This is a genomic window from Lyngbya aestuarii BL J (assembly GCF_000478195.2).
Classification (GTDB): Bacteria; Cyanobacteriota; Cyanobacteriia; order Cyanobacteriales; family Microcoleaceae; genus Capilliphycus; species Capilliphycus aestuarii.
On the sequence record NZ_AUZM01000094.1, the window covers coordinates 1 to 18,939 of the forward strand.

Here is an 18,939-nt window from a genome sequence, read left to right on the forward strand (position 1 = left end):
GATGGGGAGATGGGGAGATGGGGAGGTAGGGAGATGGGGAGATAGGGAGATGGGGAGGTGGGGAGGTGGGGAGAAAGATGTGTAGCATCGGTGATCCGCGTATTTCATGTAACTAATTTTTGGATAGAACTGAGTCAGAATGTCTCTACTCTGAGTCATGTGTACTCTTGACAAGAACTCAATTTGGTATACAATTCACTAGAATTAACCCCATCAGAGTGAATTATGCTAGTCCAAGAAAAATCCATGACTGAGCAAGCGTTTTTAGCTCAAATTGACGAGATTATTGACGGACATCATCTCCTGAAGCATCCTTTTTATCAACTGTGGAATGAAGGGAAACTGACTTTAGAGATGCTACAAGAGTATGCGACAGAATATTATCTGCAAGTTCATCACTTCCCCACCTACGTTAGCGCGACTCATGCGGCTTGTGATGACTTAGAAATTCGTCAGATGTTGCTGGAAAATTTAATCGAAGAAGAACGGGGTTCTGCAAATCATCCTGAACTTTGGTTACGGTTTGCAGAAGGATTGGGTGTGGACAGAGAAGCGGTTCTCGAACGTCAAAATCTGGATAAAACAACAGAATCTGTCCGAATTTTAAAAGAGTTAGCTCGCAGTAAAAATGTAGTTAAAGGTTTAGCTGCATTGTATGCCTATGAAGCTCAAATTCCGGAAGTTTCCACTACAAAAATTGCCGGATTACAAAACTATTATGGCATTGATTCTGCTGATGCTGTTTCCTTTTTTAAGGTTCATGAAAAAGCAGATGAAGTTCACAGTCAAATGACTCGTGATGCTTTAGTGAAACTTTGTTCAACTGAAGAACAAAAGCAAGCTGCAATTTCAGCCACACAAGATGCTGTTTTTGCGTTTAACTTATTGTTAGATGGTATTTACGAACAATACTGTCAAGCGGCTTAATTCTGATTGGAAATCTTAACTTGAACATCCACAAAGACATTGAGAGAAACTCTAGAAAAAATTGGAGAATCTTAGTGTCTTTGTGGTCAAAGTTTCTCTCCTAATCTTCTGTCGCCACCGGAGAAGATATTGGGGTTTCTTTAACCTCCACAGGAGCAGTATTAGCCGGGCTTGACTGAGGAACAGGCATATTGCGAATTTCCCACGTTTTTAAGACAATCAAATATTCATAAAAGGCTTGTAATGTACACCAAGCAAATCCCGAGCGACCATCTAACCAGCCACCCAGTATAATATACATATAAACAAAGCGAATTAACGGTCTAAAGGGTAAACGTAGAGAAAAATCTTTTAACGCCCGTCGTCGTTCTACCTCAGATTTTCCAAAGAATAAATCCTTCCAATTTACGCTTCCTGACTCTAACTGTTTAACGGTTTCTGTTGCTTCATCAGTTGAGTAACGGTTGTGTTTTTCCAGCCAACGAGATAGTCCTTTACTGCAAGTGTAATGGGGATAGGTTTCTTTAAGAAAACTGGTTGGCCCTAGACATTCTTCTCGTTCGGTGTGACCATAATCGCTAAACCAGACTTTCTCTTTATGAAATAAACGCATTTGATAGCGAGGATATTGGGTACTGCGACGAATCCAAGATCCCAAAAACATCACCCGTTCCGCGACATAATACCCAATATATTCTGAACTTTTCATGGCTTCTAAACATTCGTTAAAAAGTTCAGGAGTCATGCGTTCATCGGATTCTAGAATATAAACCCATTCATGCTTTGTGGGAACTTCTTGTAGCATCCAAGTCCGTTGACGTCCGTGACTTTCAAAGCGATGAGGGATGACTCGAACCGGATAACTTTGGGCGATTTCAACTGTGCGATCGCTACTTAAAGAGTCTACAACAATAATATCATCTGATAGCATTGCCGACTCAATACAAGCCGCAATATCAATCTCATCGTTATACGTCAGAATATAAATTGAAAACATCGGTTTTTAAAGAAGTGAAAAACTCGTAAACTCGCCTACAAATGCACAATAAAAAATATCGCTTATTTTCAGTAACCAGTAATCAGTTATTGGGAAAATATTCTGACTACTGATTACTGTTAAAAAACTCGAAATAGGCATCTAGCCCGCAGAAGGTTTGCGACGCCCACCGCCCAAAATTCCGACTGTTTTTAAGCCAGTCCAACCAATACCAATATAACCGATAGCCAGCAACAAACTACTAATTCCAGTCTGTAAACTCGACTTTAAAGAACGAGTTTTAGCTTGCTGTTCAAGTTCTTGCTTCCGTTCGCGAATTTGAGTTAAAAGCTGAGTCGGTAAATTATCAGCCTGTTGTTCTAAAAACTGATCAAGAGCTTGAGGATTGGTTTTAGATTCTTCCAAAATATCTTTAACTTGTTGAGGAAGATCTTCTCGGGCTAACAATTGATTCAACTGTTCTTCATTGTCAATCACACTACTAAACTGATTTCTCAGCAAAGTTTTCCGTTGTTCAACCTGTTGTTGAAACTGATTGCTTCCCAGTTGAGTTTCTAGTTGAGTTTCAGCTTGAGTTGCTTGTTGATTAATCTGTGATAATGCCTCAGATCGAGCGATGCGAGTATTATTCAAATGTAGGGGAAAAAGCAACAGATAAAGTAATCCGAGTAAACTTGCTAAAATGGCGACCCAAAATCTCAAATCAGCTAAAGGTTTAGTCGGTTTTTGACTTCCTCCAGAAGTGACACTATCCATCCAAAAACCAATCAAAACTAAACCCATACCCACCATCGGGACAATACCCCGATCAACCAACTGGCTAGTAACATTGAGTTGCCATGCACGATTGAGTAAATTGGGCGGAATTAATAAAATCAGGTAGTCAACTAAAGAAGAAACAATCAAAATTGTCCCGATCAGTTTAACACTCCAAGCGGCGAGTGAGGGAAATTGACGGCTAGTAGTTGCTTTCATAGGATTGAGTAAACTCAGTGATCATCTGCGTAAACGAGTTAAGTTGGATAACATAGGGCGAGTCAAGATAGTTTTCGGCTTCTCAAACCCACCGGAGGAGAATGCTGATTGTGAAGTTGTTTGAGATCGATAGGGGAGTTTATCGTGTTAGCTTAATGTCGGAGTTCAACGCGATCGCGCCTACGCTATCAGTCTATTAACGCTAGCCTAACATAACGATTTAAACTCCCTTGAGCAAGTCAATCAGATGGGGATCTTTCCATCAGTATACTCTCCTAAGTAGACGCTCAACGCTCAGACTACGCCCCCTGATGAAATTCAGACTTTAGACTATCATTTCTGTGGATAAAAACTCATGGCCGATCTCGATTCATCAAAGATTAAAAATCTTTACACCCTAGAACAGTTACAAAAGGCGATCGCTTCTGATCCTGGGGCTTGGCGTCCACTGGTTTTAACCAATGGTTGCTTTGATCTGATCCACGCGGGACATATTCGCTACTTACAACAGGCTAAAACCTTGGGGCGATCGCTGGTAGTGGGCTTAAATAGCGACTCCTCTGTGCAAACGATTAAACCTGCACAACCCGGTCTTCCTTCCCGTCCGATTGTACCGCAAATGCAGCGAGCAGAAGTGTTAGCCGCCCTAAAACCCGTTGATGGAGTGGTGATTTTTAGTGAAACCACAGCCACTCAATTGATCGAAATCTTCAAGCCAGAAATTTATGTCAAAGGCGGCGACTACACCCTCGAAACGCTACCGGAAGCCCCGGCAATTTTGGCTTACGGGGGTCAAGTGGCTTTGATCCAAATCGAAGTTCCCGCCTCTACCAGTACAATAATTGATCGGATTTTACAGCGATCGTAGGATTAAGGAACATACACCTGTACAATAGTTGAGGATCTGCACACCAGTGTCATGCAGGTTGTTCACCCCAAAACACCTCCTATGACTGATTCGACCACATTTAAAGCGACTGTCGCATCACTGAACCCTGATGAAGTTCGCTCCGGGCTTAACTCAGGAACGACGGCAACGAAGCTACAATTGATTCAAACATTGGCTGAGGCGGGAGACGTCGGTTTCCCCCTACTGATGGAGTTTTTGTTAGAACGTCAGTCTGCTTCTCCGACTCCGGTTGAGGGTAAAGTTTATCAGGTGCTTTCTGCGGCTAACTCCTCTGAGGTGCAAGATTTTCTCAAAACCCATTTTTCCCAAGGTTTAGTCTCTCCGGCTTCTGAAGCCCAAGTTGACTACTCTCATCTTCAACAACTCCTCGCCCAACAAGATTTTCTCGAAGCTGACAAATTAACTCTACAAAAGCTGTGTGAGTTGTCGAGTCAAGCGGCGGTTGAACGGAAATGGATTTACTTTTCTGAAATCAAACGCTTCTCTACAACAGATTTACACACAATAGACCTACTTTGGCGAGTGTATTCAGAGGGGAAATTTGGCTACTCTGTCCAACGTAAGCTGTGGTTAGGGGTTGGGAAAAATTGGGAAAAACTTTGGCCGAAAATTGGTTGGCGTCAAAATGGCAATTGGACTCGTTATCCTCAAGAGTTTACCTGGGATTTAACTGCACCTGTTGGTCATTTACCCCTATCGAACCAGCTTCGAGGGGTGAGGGTGATTGAGGCGTTGTTTTCTCATCCGGCTTGGTCAGATTCGTCAAGTTAACTCGTTCAATGCGATCGCTTTTTTGAACAATGAACTAGAAATATTGAGTATTCGGGGATATCCGCCAGGATTTACCCCTTTTTTCTTTAACTTTTCTAATCAATTTGATTTAACGCTTTATATTTTTGTAAGCCACTCTCAAAAAACTGATTCTAGAGCCTACCCACTCAAACAATAATACCTTACAATTGACTCGTACATTCTAAAATTAACCGTTGATTTTCTACAGAGTAGGGTTGAATCTCTAAGGCTTGTCGAAATGCTCGAATGGCAGCCGATAAATCTCCCATCGCTGCATAACATAACCCCATTCCATGTATAGCCCCAAAATGAATCGGGTTCAACTCAATCACCTGTTTACAGTCTGCTAATGCTTTGTCGTATTCTTCGGTAATATAATACAAAACCGCCCGTCTATTCCATGCTTCTGCAAAGTCCGGTAAATCTTCAATCAGTTGAGTCAGTACCCCTTCTGCTTCTCTAGAGTTTCCGCCTTGTAACCAGACTTCCGCTTGACGAATTTTTTCGAGTCCGGTGGTTCCTTTTTGTTCAAACCAAATTTTCCACAGTTGATGAGTCGCTTGACGGCGAAGGATTTCGTCGGGTTGTTTTAAATTTTCAAGTAATGCGTTGATCTTTGATTCGTTCATGGTCTATTTTCAGAATGTGTTCAATAATTGACTGTTTAGAACAGCAATAAATCAGCTACTCGATATTTTAACAGGAGATTTTTAAAAGTGTTGAGAGTTTTACCTAGATTTAGTCCTATCTGTTAAGATTTTGAGTTGGAATTGTTTGTCTCATTATCTGTTGATACTCGAAAAGTATCAGGTTAGTTTTAACTCTATTTTAAGATCAGGACTGACCGATTAGTTGATGACAAGAGATGGGGAGATTTTAACGTCTGACTTGACAAAACTCTCAACACCTGAGCAGATAAAGGGTGAAAGCCAATCCCGACTAAAAAAGTCGGGTATAGTTGACCGAGTAAATTCACTGTGATATTGTGTTTAGAATCAGGAATTCAAATACATCGTTCAAGTAGAGGTTCGACCTATGACCGCAGTAACAACACACACTCAGACTCAAACCACAGGAGCAACTTTCGAGAAACTCAAGTGTAAAGAGTGCGGCGCCGAATATGCCCTCGAAGCCAAACACGTTTGTGAAGTTTGCTTTGGCCCGCTAGAAGTCCAATACAACTACGATTTACTGCGTCAGAAAGTCAGTCGCGCGACCATTGAGGCTGGCCCAAAATCGATCTGGCGTTATCGTAGCTTCCTCCCCGTTGCTTCTGATGATGTGATAGATGTCGGTACCGGAATGACACCGCTAGTCAAGTCAGAACGATTAGCCCGTCGCCTGGGTCTGAAAAACCTCTATATTAAGAACGATGCTGTTAATATGCCCACTCTTAGCTTCAAAGATAGAGTGGTTTCTGTAGCCCTGAGTCGTGCTAGAGAATTAGGCTTTTCGACTGTATCCTGTGCGAGTACCGGAAATTTAGCCAACTCCACTGCTGCGATCGCCGCCAAAGCAGGACTCGACTGTTGTGTGTTTATTCCCTCTGATTTAGAAGCCGGAAAAATCCTCGGGACTTTGATTTATAACCCGATTTTGATGGCTGTTAAAGGCAACTATGACCAAGTAAACCGCCTCTGTTCAGAAGTTGCAAATACTCACGGTTGGGGATTTGTGAATATTAACCTGCGTCCTTATTATTCTGAAGGTTCAAAAACCCTCGGTTATGAAGTCGCCGAACAGTTAGGATGGAAACTTCCTGATCATGTTGTCGCACCGATTGCCTCCGGTTCTTTGTATACTAAAATCTATAAAGGCTTCCAAGAATTTGTCAAAGTTGGCTTAGTGGAAGATAAAGCCGTTCGCTTTAGTGGAGCCCAAGCAGAAGGATGTTCTCCCGTCGCCCAAGCATTTGCAGAAAACCGAGATTTTATCACTCCAGTTAAACCGAATACCATTGCTAAATCGATTGCAATTGGAAATCCGGCAGATGGAGTTTATGCCCTAGAAGTTGCCCGGAAAACAAACGGTCACATTGAGTCTGTTAACGATGCAGAAGTGATTGAAGGCATGAAACTTTTAGCGGAAACTGAAGGCATTTTCACAGAAACCGCAGGCGGAACCACAATTGCCGTCTTGAAAAAATTAGTCGAAGCAGGTAAAATTGATCCCGATGAAACAACTGTTGTTTACATCACAGGCAACGGCTTAAAGACTCAAGAAGCAGTTCAGGGTTATGTGGGTGAACCGCTAACCATTGATGCGAAATTAGAAAGCTTTGAAAACGCTTTAGAACGCGCCCGCACCTTAGACCGTTTAGAATGGCAAGAAGTTTTGGTTTAAGCCCAAAATAATCAGGGGATAGGTTAATAAACCTGTCCCTAAACTTGACCGGATTGCTCACTGTAAATTTATCCAAATTCTACTCTCAAAAATCGATATGGCGGTTAAAGTATTAGTCCCGACTCCTTTGCAAAAATTCACGAATAATCAAGCCACTCTGCAATGCGAAGGCAGCAATATTCTTGAATTGATTGATTCCTTAGAAACTCATTGTCCGGGAATCAAAAATAGCCTTTGTGACGATCAAGGTGAACCTCGCCGCTTTCTCAACTTTTACGTGAATAGCGAAGATATCCGCTTTTTAGACGGAACAAAAACCCAACTCAAAGATGGAGATGAGGTGAGTATTGTTCCGGCGGTTGCTGGAGGTTAACTCAAACATCAACTCAAAGTTTTTAAAGCCTTTTAGGAGTTGTTTAAAGATTAATCTTTCTCCTCAAAATGACTCCTAATAATTTGAACGATGTATTCGGCAGCATGACCATCTCCAAACGGATTAATGGCGGTTGCCATTTTTTGATAGGTATTGGTATTCTTCAATAATTCGGTTGCTGCTTCCACAATTTCTGCTGTTTCTATTCCCACTAATTTTGCTGTTCCCGCAGTAATCGCTTCAGGTCGTTCTGTGGTTTTGCGTAAAACTAAGACAGGTTTTCCTAAACTGGGGGCTTCTTCTTGTAGTCCTCCCGAATCTGTTAATACAAAATAACAACGATCAATTGCGGCAACTAATTCAGCATAATTAAGCGGTTCAGTTAAAAATATTCTCGGATGATTGCCTAATATTTTTTGTAAAGGTTCTCGGACAGTGGGATTGCGATGTAAAGGTAAAAGTAAAGCTGTATCAGGAAAATCATCTAAAATCTTTAAAAAACTTTCCGCAATTTGAGTCAGAGGAATTCCCCAATTTTCCCGACGATGAACCGTGGCTAAAATCAGTCGATATTGACTAAAATTCAAGTTAGGAATATTCAACTCCGGTTGACGTTTCACCACCGATAACAACGCATCAATCACCGTATTTCCGGTGTGATGAACTTCCCCTAAAACCCCCGACTTTTGCAAATTTTCTACCGCTTGGGTTGTGGGTGCAAAATGAAACTGAGTGAGTTGAGAAATCAGACGTCGGTTTGCTTCTTCCGGATAGGGGTTAAACAGATCATTGGTGCGTAAACCCGCTTCCACATGACCGACCGGGATTTTTTGATAAAAAGCAGCCAAAGCCGCAGCAAACGCCGTTGTGGTGTCTCCCTGAACGATAACAAGATCAGGACGTAACTGTTTGAATAAACCTTCTAGACCCTGCAAACTCCGCCAAGTAATATCGGTTAACGTTTGCGATCGCTGCATAATCTCTAAATTATAATCGGCATTCAAGTCAAACAGTTGCATCACCTGTTTAACCATTTCTCGATGCTGACCCGTTAAAATAACATGAGTCTCAAAGTCAGAAGATAGTTGTAACTGTTGGATGACGGGAGCCAGTTTTATCGCTTCTGGGCGAGTTCCGAGGACAACCGCCACTCGAATACGAGAATTAATCATTGCACTTCATCAAAAAGGCGAGCAAACTCAGTAATCAGAGGAGCAAAACAGGTGTTAGAGTTGATACAGTTTTACACCTAGAACGTTCATTTATAATTCAAACAGAACTCAAAAACGAAAGATCCACATTTTGAGCTAAAATAGCCTTCAGCTTAAACCCCCAACTCAGACGCTTAACGATTATATTCTGATTCACCCCATTTATCCCATCCATTCCCAACCCATCAACCCCAAAAACCCACAATAAACCCATCCGTTAAAAAAAGCATCAACCCCAAAAACCCACAATTACCCCATCCGTTACCCAACCCCATCCGTTAAAAAAAGCATCAACCCCAAAAACCCACAATTACCCCATCCGTTACCCAACCCCATCCGTTACCACCGCAGCCCTCACAAAATCCTCACAATCTTTCGTTATTGTATAAACACTGATAAAAATCCTCATAAATCCCGCTAGTCAAAGTTGATAAAAAGACTAGCCGATCAATCCCGTCAGCAAGATATGATATAGAGACGGGTTAGTATAAACAAGACAGCTTCCAAGGCGCAGGCTTTGGGGGCTGTTTTGTTGAGTCAGCTCCAAAATGCCTTTTGTCCTCTACAATATAAAAAAACCAAAAATTCAAATCGTCCTTAATAACAAGTAAACAGAACCTGCTCTTCGCCTATTACTCTCGGGATCAAGAAACTTTCTTCAAATCAGCACTGATCCCAGAGCGACAAAAACAAGCCGATTACGATCAAAGGGAGGAGAATCAGTCGCCGTGAGAATTCTGTTGGTGGAAGATGACAAAGGGCTAGCGCAAGGACTCGAAGATGCACTCACCCATCAACGTTACGCCGTTGATCTAGCATGGGATGGTCTAATGGGTTGGGAATTAGCAGAAGCATTAACCTATGATTTAATTTTGCTGGACTTACTGCTCCCCAAACTCGATGGGATTAACTTCTGTAAACGGTTGAGAAATCAAGGTGATTTGACTCCGGTTTTATTGATGACGGCTCAAAATAGTAGCTCTCAAAAAGTCGAAGGATTGGACGCCGGAGCAGACGATTATCTGGTTAAACCCTTTGAAGTCTCCGAACTTTTAGCTAGAATTCGCGCGTTGTTGCGTCGGGGTAGCAGCACTTCATCCCCTGTTTTGGAATGGGGAAGTTTACGACTCGATCCGAAAAATTGTCAAGTCACCTACTGCGACAAACTCCTGAAACTCACCGCCAAGGAATACGAACTCTTAGAATTATTTTTGCGTCATCCCCATCGAATTTTCAGCCAAAGTGCATTACTCGATCATCTTTGGTCTTTTGATGATCCGCCCTCAGAGTCGGCTGTGCGAACCCAAATTAAAGGTTTGCGACAAAAACTTAAACAAAGCGGCGCCGTTCGGGATCTGATTGAAACGGTTTATGGGTTGGGATATCGACTCAAATCGGCTGCTCCACCCAATGATACACTGTCTCCTCCTCAATCAACTCCGGCAATTGCTAATTCACCGACGACTTTTAATTTAAGCACAATTTGGAAAAAACACCGAGAAAGTTATCTCACCCGAATTGCGATCCTCGAACAAGCTACTAAAGCGTTAAAAACAGGTCTTCTCGATAGCAGTTTACAACAACAAGCCCTCGAACAAGCTCACACTCTGGCCGGTTCTCTAGGCAGTTTTGGGTTTAGTAAGGCGTCTCAATACTGTCGTGAAATCGAACAAATGTTAAACGGAGATACTCAACTCTCCTCAGAAAGAATTGTACAATTGTCTGCTTTGTTGCTAGATATTAATAGTGAATTGAGTGTGCCGGATTCGGCGGTTATACCTTCTATTCCATTGCAGCCGACGGTTGACGTTGAGGAACTTTCGGAGAGTTTAACGACTCGATTATTAATTGTAGATGACGATCTCGCATTAGCCGAAGGAATTGCAACGGTTGCAAACACCCGCAAAATTCATACCAAAATTGCGATTTCTCCCCAACAGGCGCGAACTTTGATTGCAGAAAATTCACTGGATATTGTTTTATTAGACTTGAGTTTTCCAGACTCTACAGAAGCCGGATTTGAACTACTTGAAGAACTCAACTCTCATTCTACATCGTTACCTGTGGTTGTATTTACAGCAAAAGAAAGCTTTGCAGATCGCGTTAAAGTGGCGCGTTTGGGTGGACGAGGGTTTCTACAAAAACCGATCTCTCCCTCTCAAGTTTTGGATGCCCTCACACGAGTATTATCTCCGAGTTCTCCCACCCGTGCAAAGATTCTGATTGTTGACAATGAACCGGAGATTTTAGATCGGATCAGAAGTGTGTTAGAACCTTGGGGATTTCACTTAATTTTACTCGATAATCCGCAACAATTTTGGCAAATTTTAGAACAATCTACACCGGAATTGTTAATTTTAGATTTTGCCATGCCTGATCTCAGTGGGGTTGAACTTTGTCAAGTTGTTCGCCATGATCCCCGTTGGCAAGATTTATCGATTATTATTCTCTCAGAGGAACGTAATCGTCAAATTGTTGAACAAGTTTGGAATGCCGGGGCGGATGATTATATTCAAAAACCCCTCGTTGAACCGGAACTTATTGCTCGAGTTCTCAATTGTTTAGAACGGAGTCAACTGCGACGCAAAATAACGAGCGATTAAAAAATTATCAATTGATCAGAATTGGGATAGAGTGTCTATTCCAGCTTAGGTGTAAATAATTTGTGATGTTTTATTCTCTTTTAATTTGGCTAACCTATTGCTTAAACTTACAACCTTCTCTGTGGATAGGAGGAATAATAACACTGATTTTGAGCCTGTTTGCCGTTTTTGATCCAACAGTCGAACTTTTACCCAATATTGAGTTGGGAATGATTGGGGTAATTGCTTTAATTGCCAGTTGGGGAGGACTCAGAACGGTATTACTCAGTATTGTACCGATTATTATCTATTTTGTTTATTTGACTCTAACTGCTCCTACGGTGAGTTTATGGGAAGTGGGTTTTACGCTAGTCATTCTGGGAACAGTGGGTATTTTGATTGGGCGGAAAACAGATCAAGATCTCGCCCAAATTAACAAATTAAAAACCACGAAAACCAAACTCGAACAACAATTAGTTATTTCTATTCAAACCCTCGCTCAAGCCAATCAAAAAGTCTTACAAGATCTCAATGAACGTCAACTCACCAAAGATCAGTTACAAATGGCTCAAGCCCGACTGCAACACCTAATTACTTCTAGTCCTGTCGTTATTTATTCGAGTCCAACTTCAGGACATGAATGTATAACTTTTATCAGCGATAATGTGCAGTCCGTTTTAGGCTATGAGAGTCAAAAATTTGCAGATACAGGGTTTTGGGCAACACACATTCATCCTGAAGATGCTTGCCGAATCTTTGCTGAATTTCCTCGTGTTTTTGAACAAGGAAAGTATAGCTATGAATACCGTTTTCTACATGGAGATGGAACTTATCACTGGATACAAGACGAACTACGATTAGTCACTGATCCACAAGGAAAACCTCTAGAAATTGTCGGGTATTGGATCGATATTAACGCCCGTAAACAGGCTCAGTTTGCTCTCGAAGAAAGTGAAACTCGCTATCGTACTCTCGCTCAACGCTTACATTCAATCACCTCTAATACTCCGATTTATATCTATGAATTAGACCGGAAAGGTCGGATTTTATTTGCGAATCGTACTCCTGAAAATGTTAACCAAGAACAAGTTTTAGGAAGTTTATTGATTGATTGGTTTCCTCCTGAAAAGCAGCCTAATATTACTCAAATTATTGAACAAGTGTTCACGACAGGACAGGTACAAAGTCTAGAATATGTTATTCCCAACTCCACGGGAGAAATTCGCGCCTATACTGCTCAACTCGCTCCAATTTGGATGAATAGCATTTTTAATAGTGTTGTTTTTATTGCGACTGATATTAGCGAGTACAAACAAGCCGAACAAACCTTACAACGACACGCTCTGATTTTTGAACAAATTTATGATGGGGTAATTATGACCGATCTCACAGGTCGAATTATTGACTGGAACCCCGGAGCAGAAAGAATGTTTGGCTATAGTCGCAGTGAAGTTGTGGGTCAAACATCAGCCTTAGTTCATTATCCTGAACAAACCCCAATTCCCACTCAAGCCATGCTCGAACAGATCAAAGAACAAGGCTATTGGTTGAGTGAAATGAGCTTTATTCGAGAAAACAAAACTCAAGGAATTTGTGATACTATTGTTGTTCCCATCTTTGATCACCAAGGGGAAACAGTTGCCGTAATCGGAGTTTATCACTGATATTAGCGATCGCAAACAAGCCGAACTAGAGTTACAACAATACCGCGACCACTTAGAACATTTAGTGGATCAACGCACCAGTCAACTCGAAAACACCAATGCCAAACTTCAGCGAGAAATAGAAGCCCGAGCCATTTTAGCCGAAGAATTATTAGCCTCAGAAGCCCGTTTAGCCGGAATCTTAGATAATGCCAATGATGCAATTATTTCAGTCAACGAAAATCATCAAATTATTCTCTTTAATAAAGGGGCAGAAAAAATCTTTGGTTATCAATCTGAAGAAGTTTTAGGTCAAGCTTTAAATCTATTACTCCCCCGACGCTTTTCAGCGACTCATTCTGAACAGATTAAAACCTTTGGAAAACAATCTCAAACTGCCCGTAATATGGGAGAAAATCGAGAAATTTCGGGTCGTCGTCAGAATGGTCAGGAATTTCCAGCCGAAGCTTCTATTTCTCGACTACGATTAGGAAATACGATTACCTATACCGCAATTTTACGAGATATTAGTGAACGAGTCGCCGTCCTCAAAGAACGTCAACAAGCTGAAACTGCCTTGCGAGAAAGTGAACAACGTTATGCCACTTTAGCCGAAGTTTCGCCTGTGGGTATTTTCCGTAGTGATGCTGCGGGAAACTGTTTGTATGTCAATGAACGCTGGTGTCAAATTGCTGGACTCTCCCTAGAACAATCTTTAGGTCAAGGATGGATACAAACTCTACATCAAGATGATCGAGATCGAGTCATTCAAAGCTGGAAACAAGCACTGTATGATCGCTGTTCTTTTCAGTTAGAATATCGCTTTCAACGAACTGATGGAATGATTACGTGGGTGTTTGGTCAAGCAGTCGCTGAAACGGATATCAAAGGTGAAATTAAAGGGTTTGTGGGTTCAATTACTGATATTAATGATCGCAAACAAGCCGAAGCAACATTACAAGAATCAGAAAGACGTTGGCGTTCTTTGCTAGAAAATGTTCATTTAGCTGTTGTCGGTTTAAATGATCAAGGAATCATTGACTATGTGAATCCCTTTTTCTTAGAATTAACGGGATATACTCAAACAGAACTGTTAGGACAAGATTGGTTTACAACTTTTTTACAGGCTTCTCAACGATCCCCAGTCTATCAATATTTCCAAGAATTCCTCAAACAGCAACTTCATTCCTATTATCAAAATACGATTCTAACGAAATCAGGAGAAGAAAAAATTATTGCTTGGAATAATACTCGCCTACAAAGTTTACAAGGAGATGCTTTAGGTACCATGAGCATCGGAGAAGATATTACCGAACGTTATGCCATTGAACGGATAAAAAATGAGTTTATCTCGGTTGTTAGTCACGAATTACGAACTCCCCTGACGGCAATTCATGGCGCTCTCAATTTATTATCAACAGGTTTGGTTGCACCGGAATCTTCCCGAGGACAACACGTGATTAATATTGCCGCAGAAAGTACCGAACGTTTAGTTAGATTAGTCAATGATATTCTAGAGTTAGAACGCTTAGAATGTGGCCGAATTAAACTGGTTAAACATTGTGTTAATGCGGCTCAGTTATTGCGAGTAGCGCAAGATCAGATGCAGGTGATGGCAAATCGCACGGGGATTAAGCTTGAGATATTACCCCAAGATCTCGAATTTGAAGCCGATGGCGATCGGATGATTCAAGTGTTGACGAATTTGATGAGTAATGCGATTAAATTCTCAGACAGTGGATCAACAATTAAGTTAAGTGTCGAAGCGGAATGGCGGACATTTGACGGTGAGACTCCGATGGCGAGTGTATTATTTTGTATTCGCGATCAAGGTCGAGGAATTCCCCCCGAGAAAATGGAGAGTATTTTTGAGCGGTTTCAGCAAGTGGATGCGTCAGACTCTCGCCAAAAAGGAGGAACAGGTTTAGGTTTAGCGATTTGTCGAAGTATTGTTGAACAACATGGCGGTATAATTTGGGTCGAAAGCGTTCTTGATCAAGAAAGTTGTTTTTATTTTAGTATTCCGGTGAAGATATCTGAGGAAAATTACCATGAACAATAAACGGATTTTGGTGATTGATGATGAAGATGGTGTACGCGATATTATTCAAATTACTTTAGAAGCTGTCGCCGGATGGGATGTGATGACGGCTTCGGGTGGACAAGAAGGCTTAGAAATGGCGATCGCCCAACAACCAGATGCGATTTTACTCGATGTGATGATGCCCAATTTAGACGGGCCAGCCACTTTTAAACAATTACAAACTCATTCCCCAACTCAAAACATTCCAACTATTTTCTTAACGGCGAAAGCAAAAAGTAGTGAACAACAGGAATATGCCAACTTAGGGGTCAGCGGTATCATTATTAAACCCTTTGAGGCACAGAACTTAGTTGATCAAATTCGAGGATTTTTAGGGTGGGGTATTTAGGTATTAGGTTCTCCAACTAATCTTATGTCTTGTGGTCTATCAAAAAATAAAGTAAACTTCAAGGTAAATATTGTAAAAAAAAAATTAAAATTGTACGGATTTCCCCCTCACAAAATCCTCACATTGATCAGTTACCATAAGAACTATAGTCAAACACCCAAGAGCTGAGACGATTTTCATTGAGAACAGTTGATATATTTAGATAACTACTCGCTCTTGGAAATTATCTATTCACTCTGAGTCCCTTTAAACAACCTTATTTTGATTAAAACAGAAGATAGCATTGAAACCATTCTCTTTTCTAACCGATTATCGACCCGTTTTCTGCCAATCTCAGCCCCAAGAGTATCAGTCCTACATTGAAATTGCTGTTGATGTTCTTCAGGTTCAAAATCAAGCCAAGCTAGAGATTCTGAAAAACTTTTTGCTCAGTTTACCGAGTTTAACAGAGATTGAAAACGTTTTAGCAGAAGCCGTTCATCATCTTGCCCAAACCGATCCTCAAACTTATCGCTGGATTATACAGCATCCTGATTATCTCATGCCCGAACTGGATTTAACACGGTTGGCTCAACAATTGGCTTTATCCAAACTGAAGAATAGTCCATTAATTCTCGGGGAAGATTTTAGGTTAACAAGAAATGGTCAACTCCGACTCAGTGATCCAGCTAAAAAACTTTTACAGGCTGAAACTTCTTTTAAGGAACGTCTTTTATTTACCGAATTTTTGCAGGCTGACTGTTTGAGTAAAAGCTAAACGTTAATGATTCCTTTAATTGTTTAATTGATTACCACATTTATCCCAATTTTAACGAAGTTGAATTATGAATAATTGTCCTTGCTGCTCATCTACTCTACTTCGTCATATCCGTCATTCTCAAATTTATTGGTATTGTCCCCATTGTAAGCAAGAAATGCCAAATTTTGGAAATTGGATTAAGACTCAAGCATTTGTAAATCCGGTTGAAAAACATTCTGTTCAGTCTCAAAATCCTTTATCTTCGACTTCTAAAAAAAATCGTTTACACGAACAAAACTCTACACAATCCTGGTTAATTCAAGACTCAAAAATTATCCCAGTTGGCTCTTGATGACTGCGACTTTTTTAGAAGCTTATGTAAGAGTTTCTGCTTTGACCTACTGAATTGATTAAATCTGCTTAAATCTCTTTATACACTTTAACCATCGTTGTAGATTTAAGCATTTTTGTATAGAAAGAAGTGAGTTATAGCATTAAGCAGAAATGTAAAGCAGTTATCAGGCAAAAGACAAAAGGGAAGAAACAGTTGTTTTCCTGTTCTGCATTCCCTTTCTCTACCCAATAAATTGAATTTTTTTCGACGACTGAGAGACGTTGACTATCACCGAATATAATACAACGCCTCTACAAAAGTCAAAAGTCCTTAAAAGCGAAATTGAGTTCTCAATGTACCGACCCAAGTGGTATCATTGTCACTATTGTGATCCGGATCAGTAACCATATAAAATCCCGGAATAATCCCCACATTATCATTCAATTGAAAGCGATAAAACGCCTCAAGATGAACAGAAGTATCCCGATCTTCCAAATTGTTAATATCGTGATCAACAACTTTAGGCGGCATTCCGACAATAACTCCCCCTAAATCTCCCTCTCGAATGGCATCTGGAAACGCCAATGTTACCGCCCAATTCAGAATAGTCGCTTCATCTTCGCCCCCTGTTTGTTGATGCGCCCAACTCGAACCAAACCAGCCGCCTAGTTCAAAGTTTTTTAACAGTTTCCAGTTAACTTGTACCCCTAAATTATCACTGGTCGTGGCACTTTCTCCAAACGGACGGTTGGCAATAAAACTCCCCGTTCCCCCGCTAACATTCACATCCCCATCGCGGAAATAACGACGGTTATATTCTAAACCAATTCCAATGCGATCGGTGGGTTCAAATAACACCTGTGCAGACGCCGTATGACTGCCATTAAACAACCCTCGACCTTCACTCGCATCGGCCGCATCTTCATCACTGGCCAAATAGCCAACATTCACCTGAACCTGATCATTAAAGGCATATTTTACCGCCGCCCCTGTTCCTTCCGGCCCTCTAAAGGAAGTCGGGTTATAGCGTCCAAACCGAGACACAGCCCCCGCCCCGGTACTTTGAAAGGGCGTAACGGTATCTTGAATATCGTCTAAGTCCAGACTTTTCACCCCGACATAGGCTTGGGCGCGACCATTGGCTAGAGGAAAACGATAATACAAATCATCCAATTCAAAGCCATCGGTGGTGCCATCGGTACCCGTGCGGGTCATCAGGCTATTATTCAAGCCCACATCACTTAAATTGGGAATATCCTTAACTTCTAGACGGGTTCTCAGCAAGTCTTCCCCGGTAAAACTGGTGTCAAAGTTCAAACGCGCCCGATAGCCGAAATAGGCTTGGGTAGGGTCATCGCTATCGTCGGTATTGGGGCCACCCGCAACATTATATAATGAGCGATCGCCAAAGGTATCCCCAACCTGAAAGATCACCTCTCCGGTGAGTTTAGTCGTTGTCGAAAATTGATTGGCTTCGAGTTCAGCAGTCCGGCTTTCTAAAGCTAAAACTCGTCCCCGAATACTGGCTAATTCTGCGGCAAATTCTTCTTGTAAACGTTGCAAGAGTGCCAAGTCTTCACGAGTGACTAAATTAGAAGTTGCAGCCCCTAAGAGTTCAGTGACTTGATCTAAACAAGCATTCAGTCCGGCAGCGAATTCATAACGAGTTAAAGCCCGATTTCCTTTGAATGTACCATCAGGATAACCCGCAATACAACCATAGCGTTCGACTAGAGATTGTAAGGCTTGAAATGCCCAGTCTGTGGGCTGTACATCAGAGAGTTGGTTAACAGAAGTAACCTGAGATTGAGTTTGACTTTCGGAGGTATATTGGTTGAGTTGGTTAAGGCGATTTGAGTCGGAAACTTGAGCAAATTCTTGAGCGGGTTGATCGGTTTGAGACTCTGCAAATTCGGAGTTTTCAGCCGGAGTTGCAGAGGTTTCTGCGATCGCCCCCGATCCCATCATTGCAGTTATACCCAAAAGAAAGGGGCTAAGTAACCCTAAATGTAAAATTGTTCTAGACACGTCTAATTTCCTCACACGAAACAAATTGAGTTTGATGATTTTTTTGCAGTGAGGAGAAGTGATCAGAGATCAAGAGATGAAAACGAATTAACTTCGGGTTTAAGAAGGTTAAGTCACCCCTAAATCCTTGTCAACTTATCGTTTTGGCTCTCAATCTATGGTTCTGTTAGATCTTCTCTAGCTATTCTTCAACTTTTTTTGAATTAAACAGGATATTTATGAGGGAACTTTTTGTTTTGTAAATCGTCTTTAGATATATAGATTTACCCTCATTTTGAATTAAAAAGCCTTTCTTTGATCACCGTCATTCTCTTTTTTTGTAGGGGTTGACGGACTATTGTTATGACTATAAATAAAAACAAAAAAACCCGGTTTCTTCGAGAAGTCGGGTTTATGGGGGACTTAAAATTAATCAACCGCTAGTTTTAGAAACGGAATGTCGTTCTAAAGGTAGTGACAACAATCGTATCATTTTCATCGGTATGTTCAGGGTCAGTAATAATGAAAACAGCCGGAATCAAAGAAATGTATTCGTTAAGTTGGAAGCGATACAGGGCTTCAATATGAATTCCCGTTTTCTCCTCCTCTAACCGATCGAGAGTGTGATAAACGACCTTCGGTTGCATCCCCACGATAATACCGCCCAAGTCCCC

17 protein-coding genes are annotated in these 18,939 nt (G+C 41.3%); 11 read left to right on the forward strand and 6 right to left on the reverse strand.

The genetic code is table 11. From position 1 onward, the window contains the following. The first annotated feature begins 246 nt into the window (after positions 1 to 246). A complete protein-coding gene (locus tag M595_RS24460; RefSeq protein WP_023069236.1) occupies positions 247 to 927 on the forward strand; it encodes a CADD family putative folate metabolism protein in 681 nt (226 codons plus the stop codon). Between the two features lie 100 nt (positions 928 to 1,027). On the opposite strand, the gene M595_RS24465 is transcribed toward M595_RS24460, so the two are convergent. Together M595_RS24465 and hpsJ-B are read right to left on the reverse strand one after the other, a co-directional pair. Further along, complete coding sequence (locus tag M595_RS24465) at positions 1,028 to 1,924, reverse strand: glycosyltransferase family 2 protein (RefSeq protein ID WP_023069248.1); 897 nt, start codon at positions 1,922 to 1,924, stop codon at positions 1,028 to 1,030. 141 nt (positions 1,925 to 2,065) lie between these two features. Further along, positions 2,066 to 2,899, reverse strand: a complete 834-nt coding sequence (hpsJ-B, locus tag M595_RS24470; protein WP_023069243.1) for a hormogonium polysaccharide biosynthesis protein HpsJ — start codon at positions 2,897 to 2,899, stop codon at positions 2,066 to 2,068. Positions 2,900 to 3,254: 355 nt separating this feature from the next. Here hpsJ-B and M595_RS24475 point away from each other — a divergent pair, with 355 nt between their 5' ends. Both M595_RS24475 and M595_RS24480 read left to right on the forward strand, forming a co-directional pair. Continuing rightward, positions 3,255 to 3,767 (forward strand): adenylyltransferase/cytidyltransferase family protein, encoded by a 513-nt coding sequence (locus tag M595_RS24475; RefSeq protein WP_023069241.1) that lies wholly within the window; start codon positions 3,255 to 3,257, stop codon positions 3,765 to 3,767. A gap of 81 nt (positions 3,768 to 3,848) precedes the next feature. Continuing rightward, on the forward strand, positions 3,849 to 4,580 hold the full coding sequence (locus tag M595_RS24480; protein WP_023069230.1) for a GUN4 domain-containing protein: 732 nt from the start codon (positions 3,849 to 3,851) through the stop codon (positions 4,578 to 4,580). Between the two features lie 182 nt (positions 4,581 to 4,762). Here M595_RS24480 and M595_RS24485 read toward each other — a convergent pair whose 3' ends face one another. Further along, positions 4,763 to 5,230, reverse strand: coding sequence for a tetratricopeptide repeat protein (locus tag M595_RS24485; protein WP_023069231.1), 468 nt, complete (start codon positions 5,228 to 5,230; stop codon positions 4,763 to 4,765). 406 nt (positions 5,231 to 5,636) lie between these two features. On the opposite strand from M595_RS24485, the gene thrC reads away from it, so the two are divergent. After that, the gene (thrC, locus tag M595_RS24490) at positions 5,637 to 6,944 is read left to right on the forward strand and encodes a threonine synthase (protein ID WP_023069237.1); all 1,308 of its coding nucleotides are present in this window, start codon (positions 5,637 to 5,639) and stop codon (positions 6,942 to 6,944) included. A gap of 97 nt (positions 6,945 to 7,041) precedes the next feature. Continuing rightward, a complete protein-coding gene (locus M595_RS24495) occupies positions 7,042 to 7,317 on the forward strand; it encodes a MoaD/ThiS family protein (RefSeq protein WP_023069246.1) in 276 nt (91 codons plus the stop codon). Between the two features lie 50 nt (positions 7,318 to 7,367). Here the strand turns inward: M595_RS24495 and wecB are convergent, their stop codons facing one another. Beyond that, positions 7,368 to 8,489, reverse strand: a complete 1,122-nt coding sequence (gene wecB, locus M595_RS24500) for a non-hydrolyzing UDP-N-acetylglucosamine 2-epimerase (RefSeq protein ID WP_023069244.1) — start codon at positions 8,487 to 8,489, stop codon at positions 7,368 to 7,370. Between the two features lie 767 nt (positions 8,490 to 9,256). Here wecB and M595_RS24505 point away from each other — a divergent pair. The 6 genes from M595_RS24505 to M595_RS31615 all read left to right on the forward strand — a co-directional run bounded on the left by M595_RS24505 (position 9,257) and on the right by M595_RS31615 (position 16,276). After that, on the forward strand, positions 9,257 to 11,131 hold the full coding sequence (locus tag M595_RS24505; protein WP_040484620.1) for a response regulator: 1,875 nt from the start codon (positions 9,257 to 9,259) through the stop codon (positions 11,129 to 11,131). A 65-nt stretch (positions 11,132 to 11,196) separates the two neighbouring features. Next, positions 11,197 to 12,774: a PAS domain-containing protein gene (locus M595_RS24510; protein WP_040484621.1), complete on the forward strand. Its 1,578-nt coding sequence runs from the start codon at positions 11,197 to 11,199 to the stop codon at positions 12,772 to 12,774. A 64-nt stretch (positions 12,775 to 12,838) separates the two neighbouring features. Continuing rightward, positions 12,839 to 14,815 carry a PAS domain S-box protein gene (locus M595_RS24515; protein ID WP_023069232.1) on the forward strand — a complete coding sequence of 659 codons (1,977 nt, stop codon included), beginning with the start codon at positions 12,839 to 12,841 and terminating at the stop codon, positions 14,813 to 14,815. Further along, complete coding sequence (locus M595_RS24520) at positions 14,805 to 15,185, forward strand: response regulator (protein ID WP_023069245.1); 381 nt, start codon at positions 14,805 to 14,807, stop codon at positions 15,183 to 15,185. Before M595_RS24515 ends, M595_RS24520 begins: the two co-directional genes overlap by 11 nt. Before the next feature lie 283 nt (positions 15,186 to 15,468). Beyond that, on the forward strand, positions 15,469 to 15,942 hold the full coding sequence (locus M595_RS24525) for a hypothetical protein (RefSeq protein ID WP_023069235.1): 474 nt from the start codon (positions 15,469 to 15,471) through the stop codon (positions 15,940 to 15,942). Positions 15,943 to 16,009: 67 nt separating this feature from the next. Next, the gene (locus tag M595_RS31615; RefSeq protein WP_071809983.1) at positions 16,010 to 16,276 is read left to right on the forward strand and encodes a hypothetical protein; all 267 of its coding nucleotides are present in this window, start codon (positions 16,010 to 16,012) and stop codon (positions 16,274 to 16,276) included. Positions 16,277 to 16,588: 312 nt separating this feature from the next. On the opposite strand, the gene M595_RS24530 is transcribed toward M595_RS31615, so the two are convergent. Both M595_RS24530 and M595_RS24535 read right to left on the reverse strand, forming a co-directional pair. After that, positions 16,589 to 18,286, reverse strand: a complete 1,698-nt coding sequence (locus M595_RS24530) for an iron uptake porin (RefSeq protein WP_023069238.1) — start codon at positions 18,284 to 18,286, stop codon at positions 16,589 to 16,591. Between the two features lie 425 nt (positions 18,287 to 18,711). Beyond that, on the reverse strand, positions 18,712 to 18,939 hold a 228-nt coding region (locus M595_RS24535), incomplete at its 5' end, for a carbohydrate porin (RefSeq protein ID WP_023069247.1).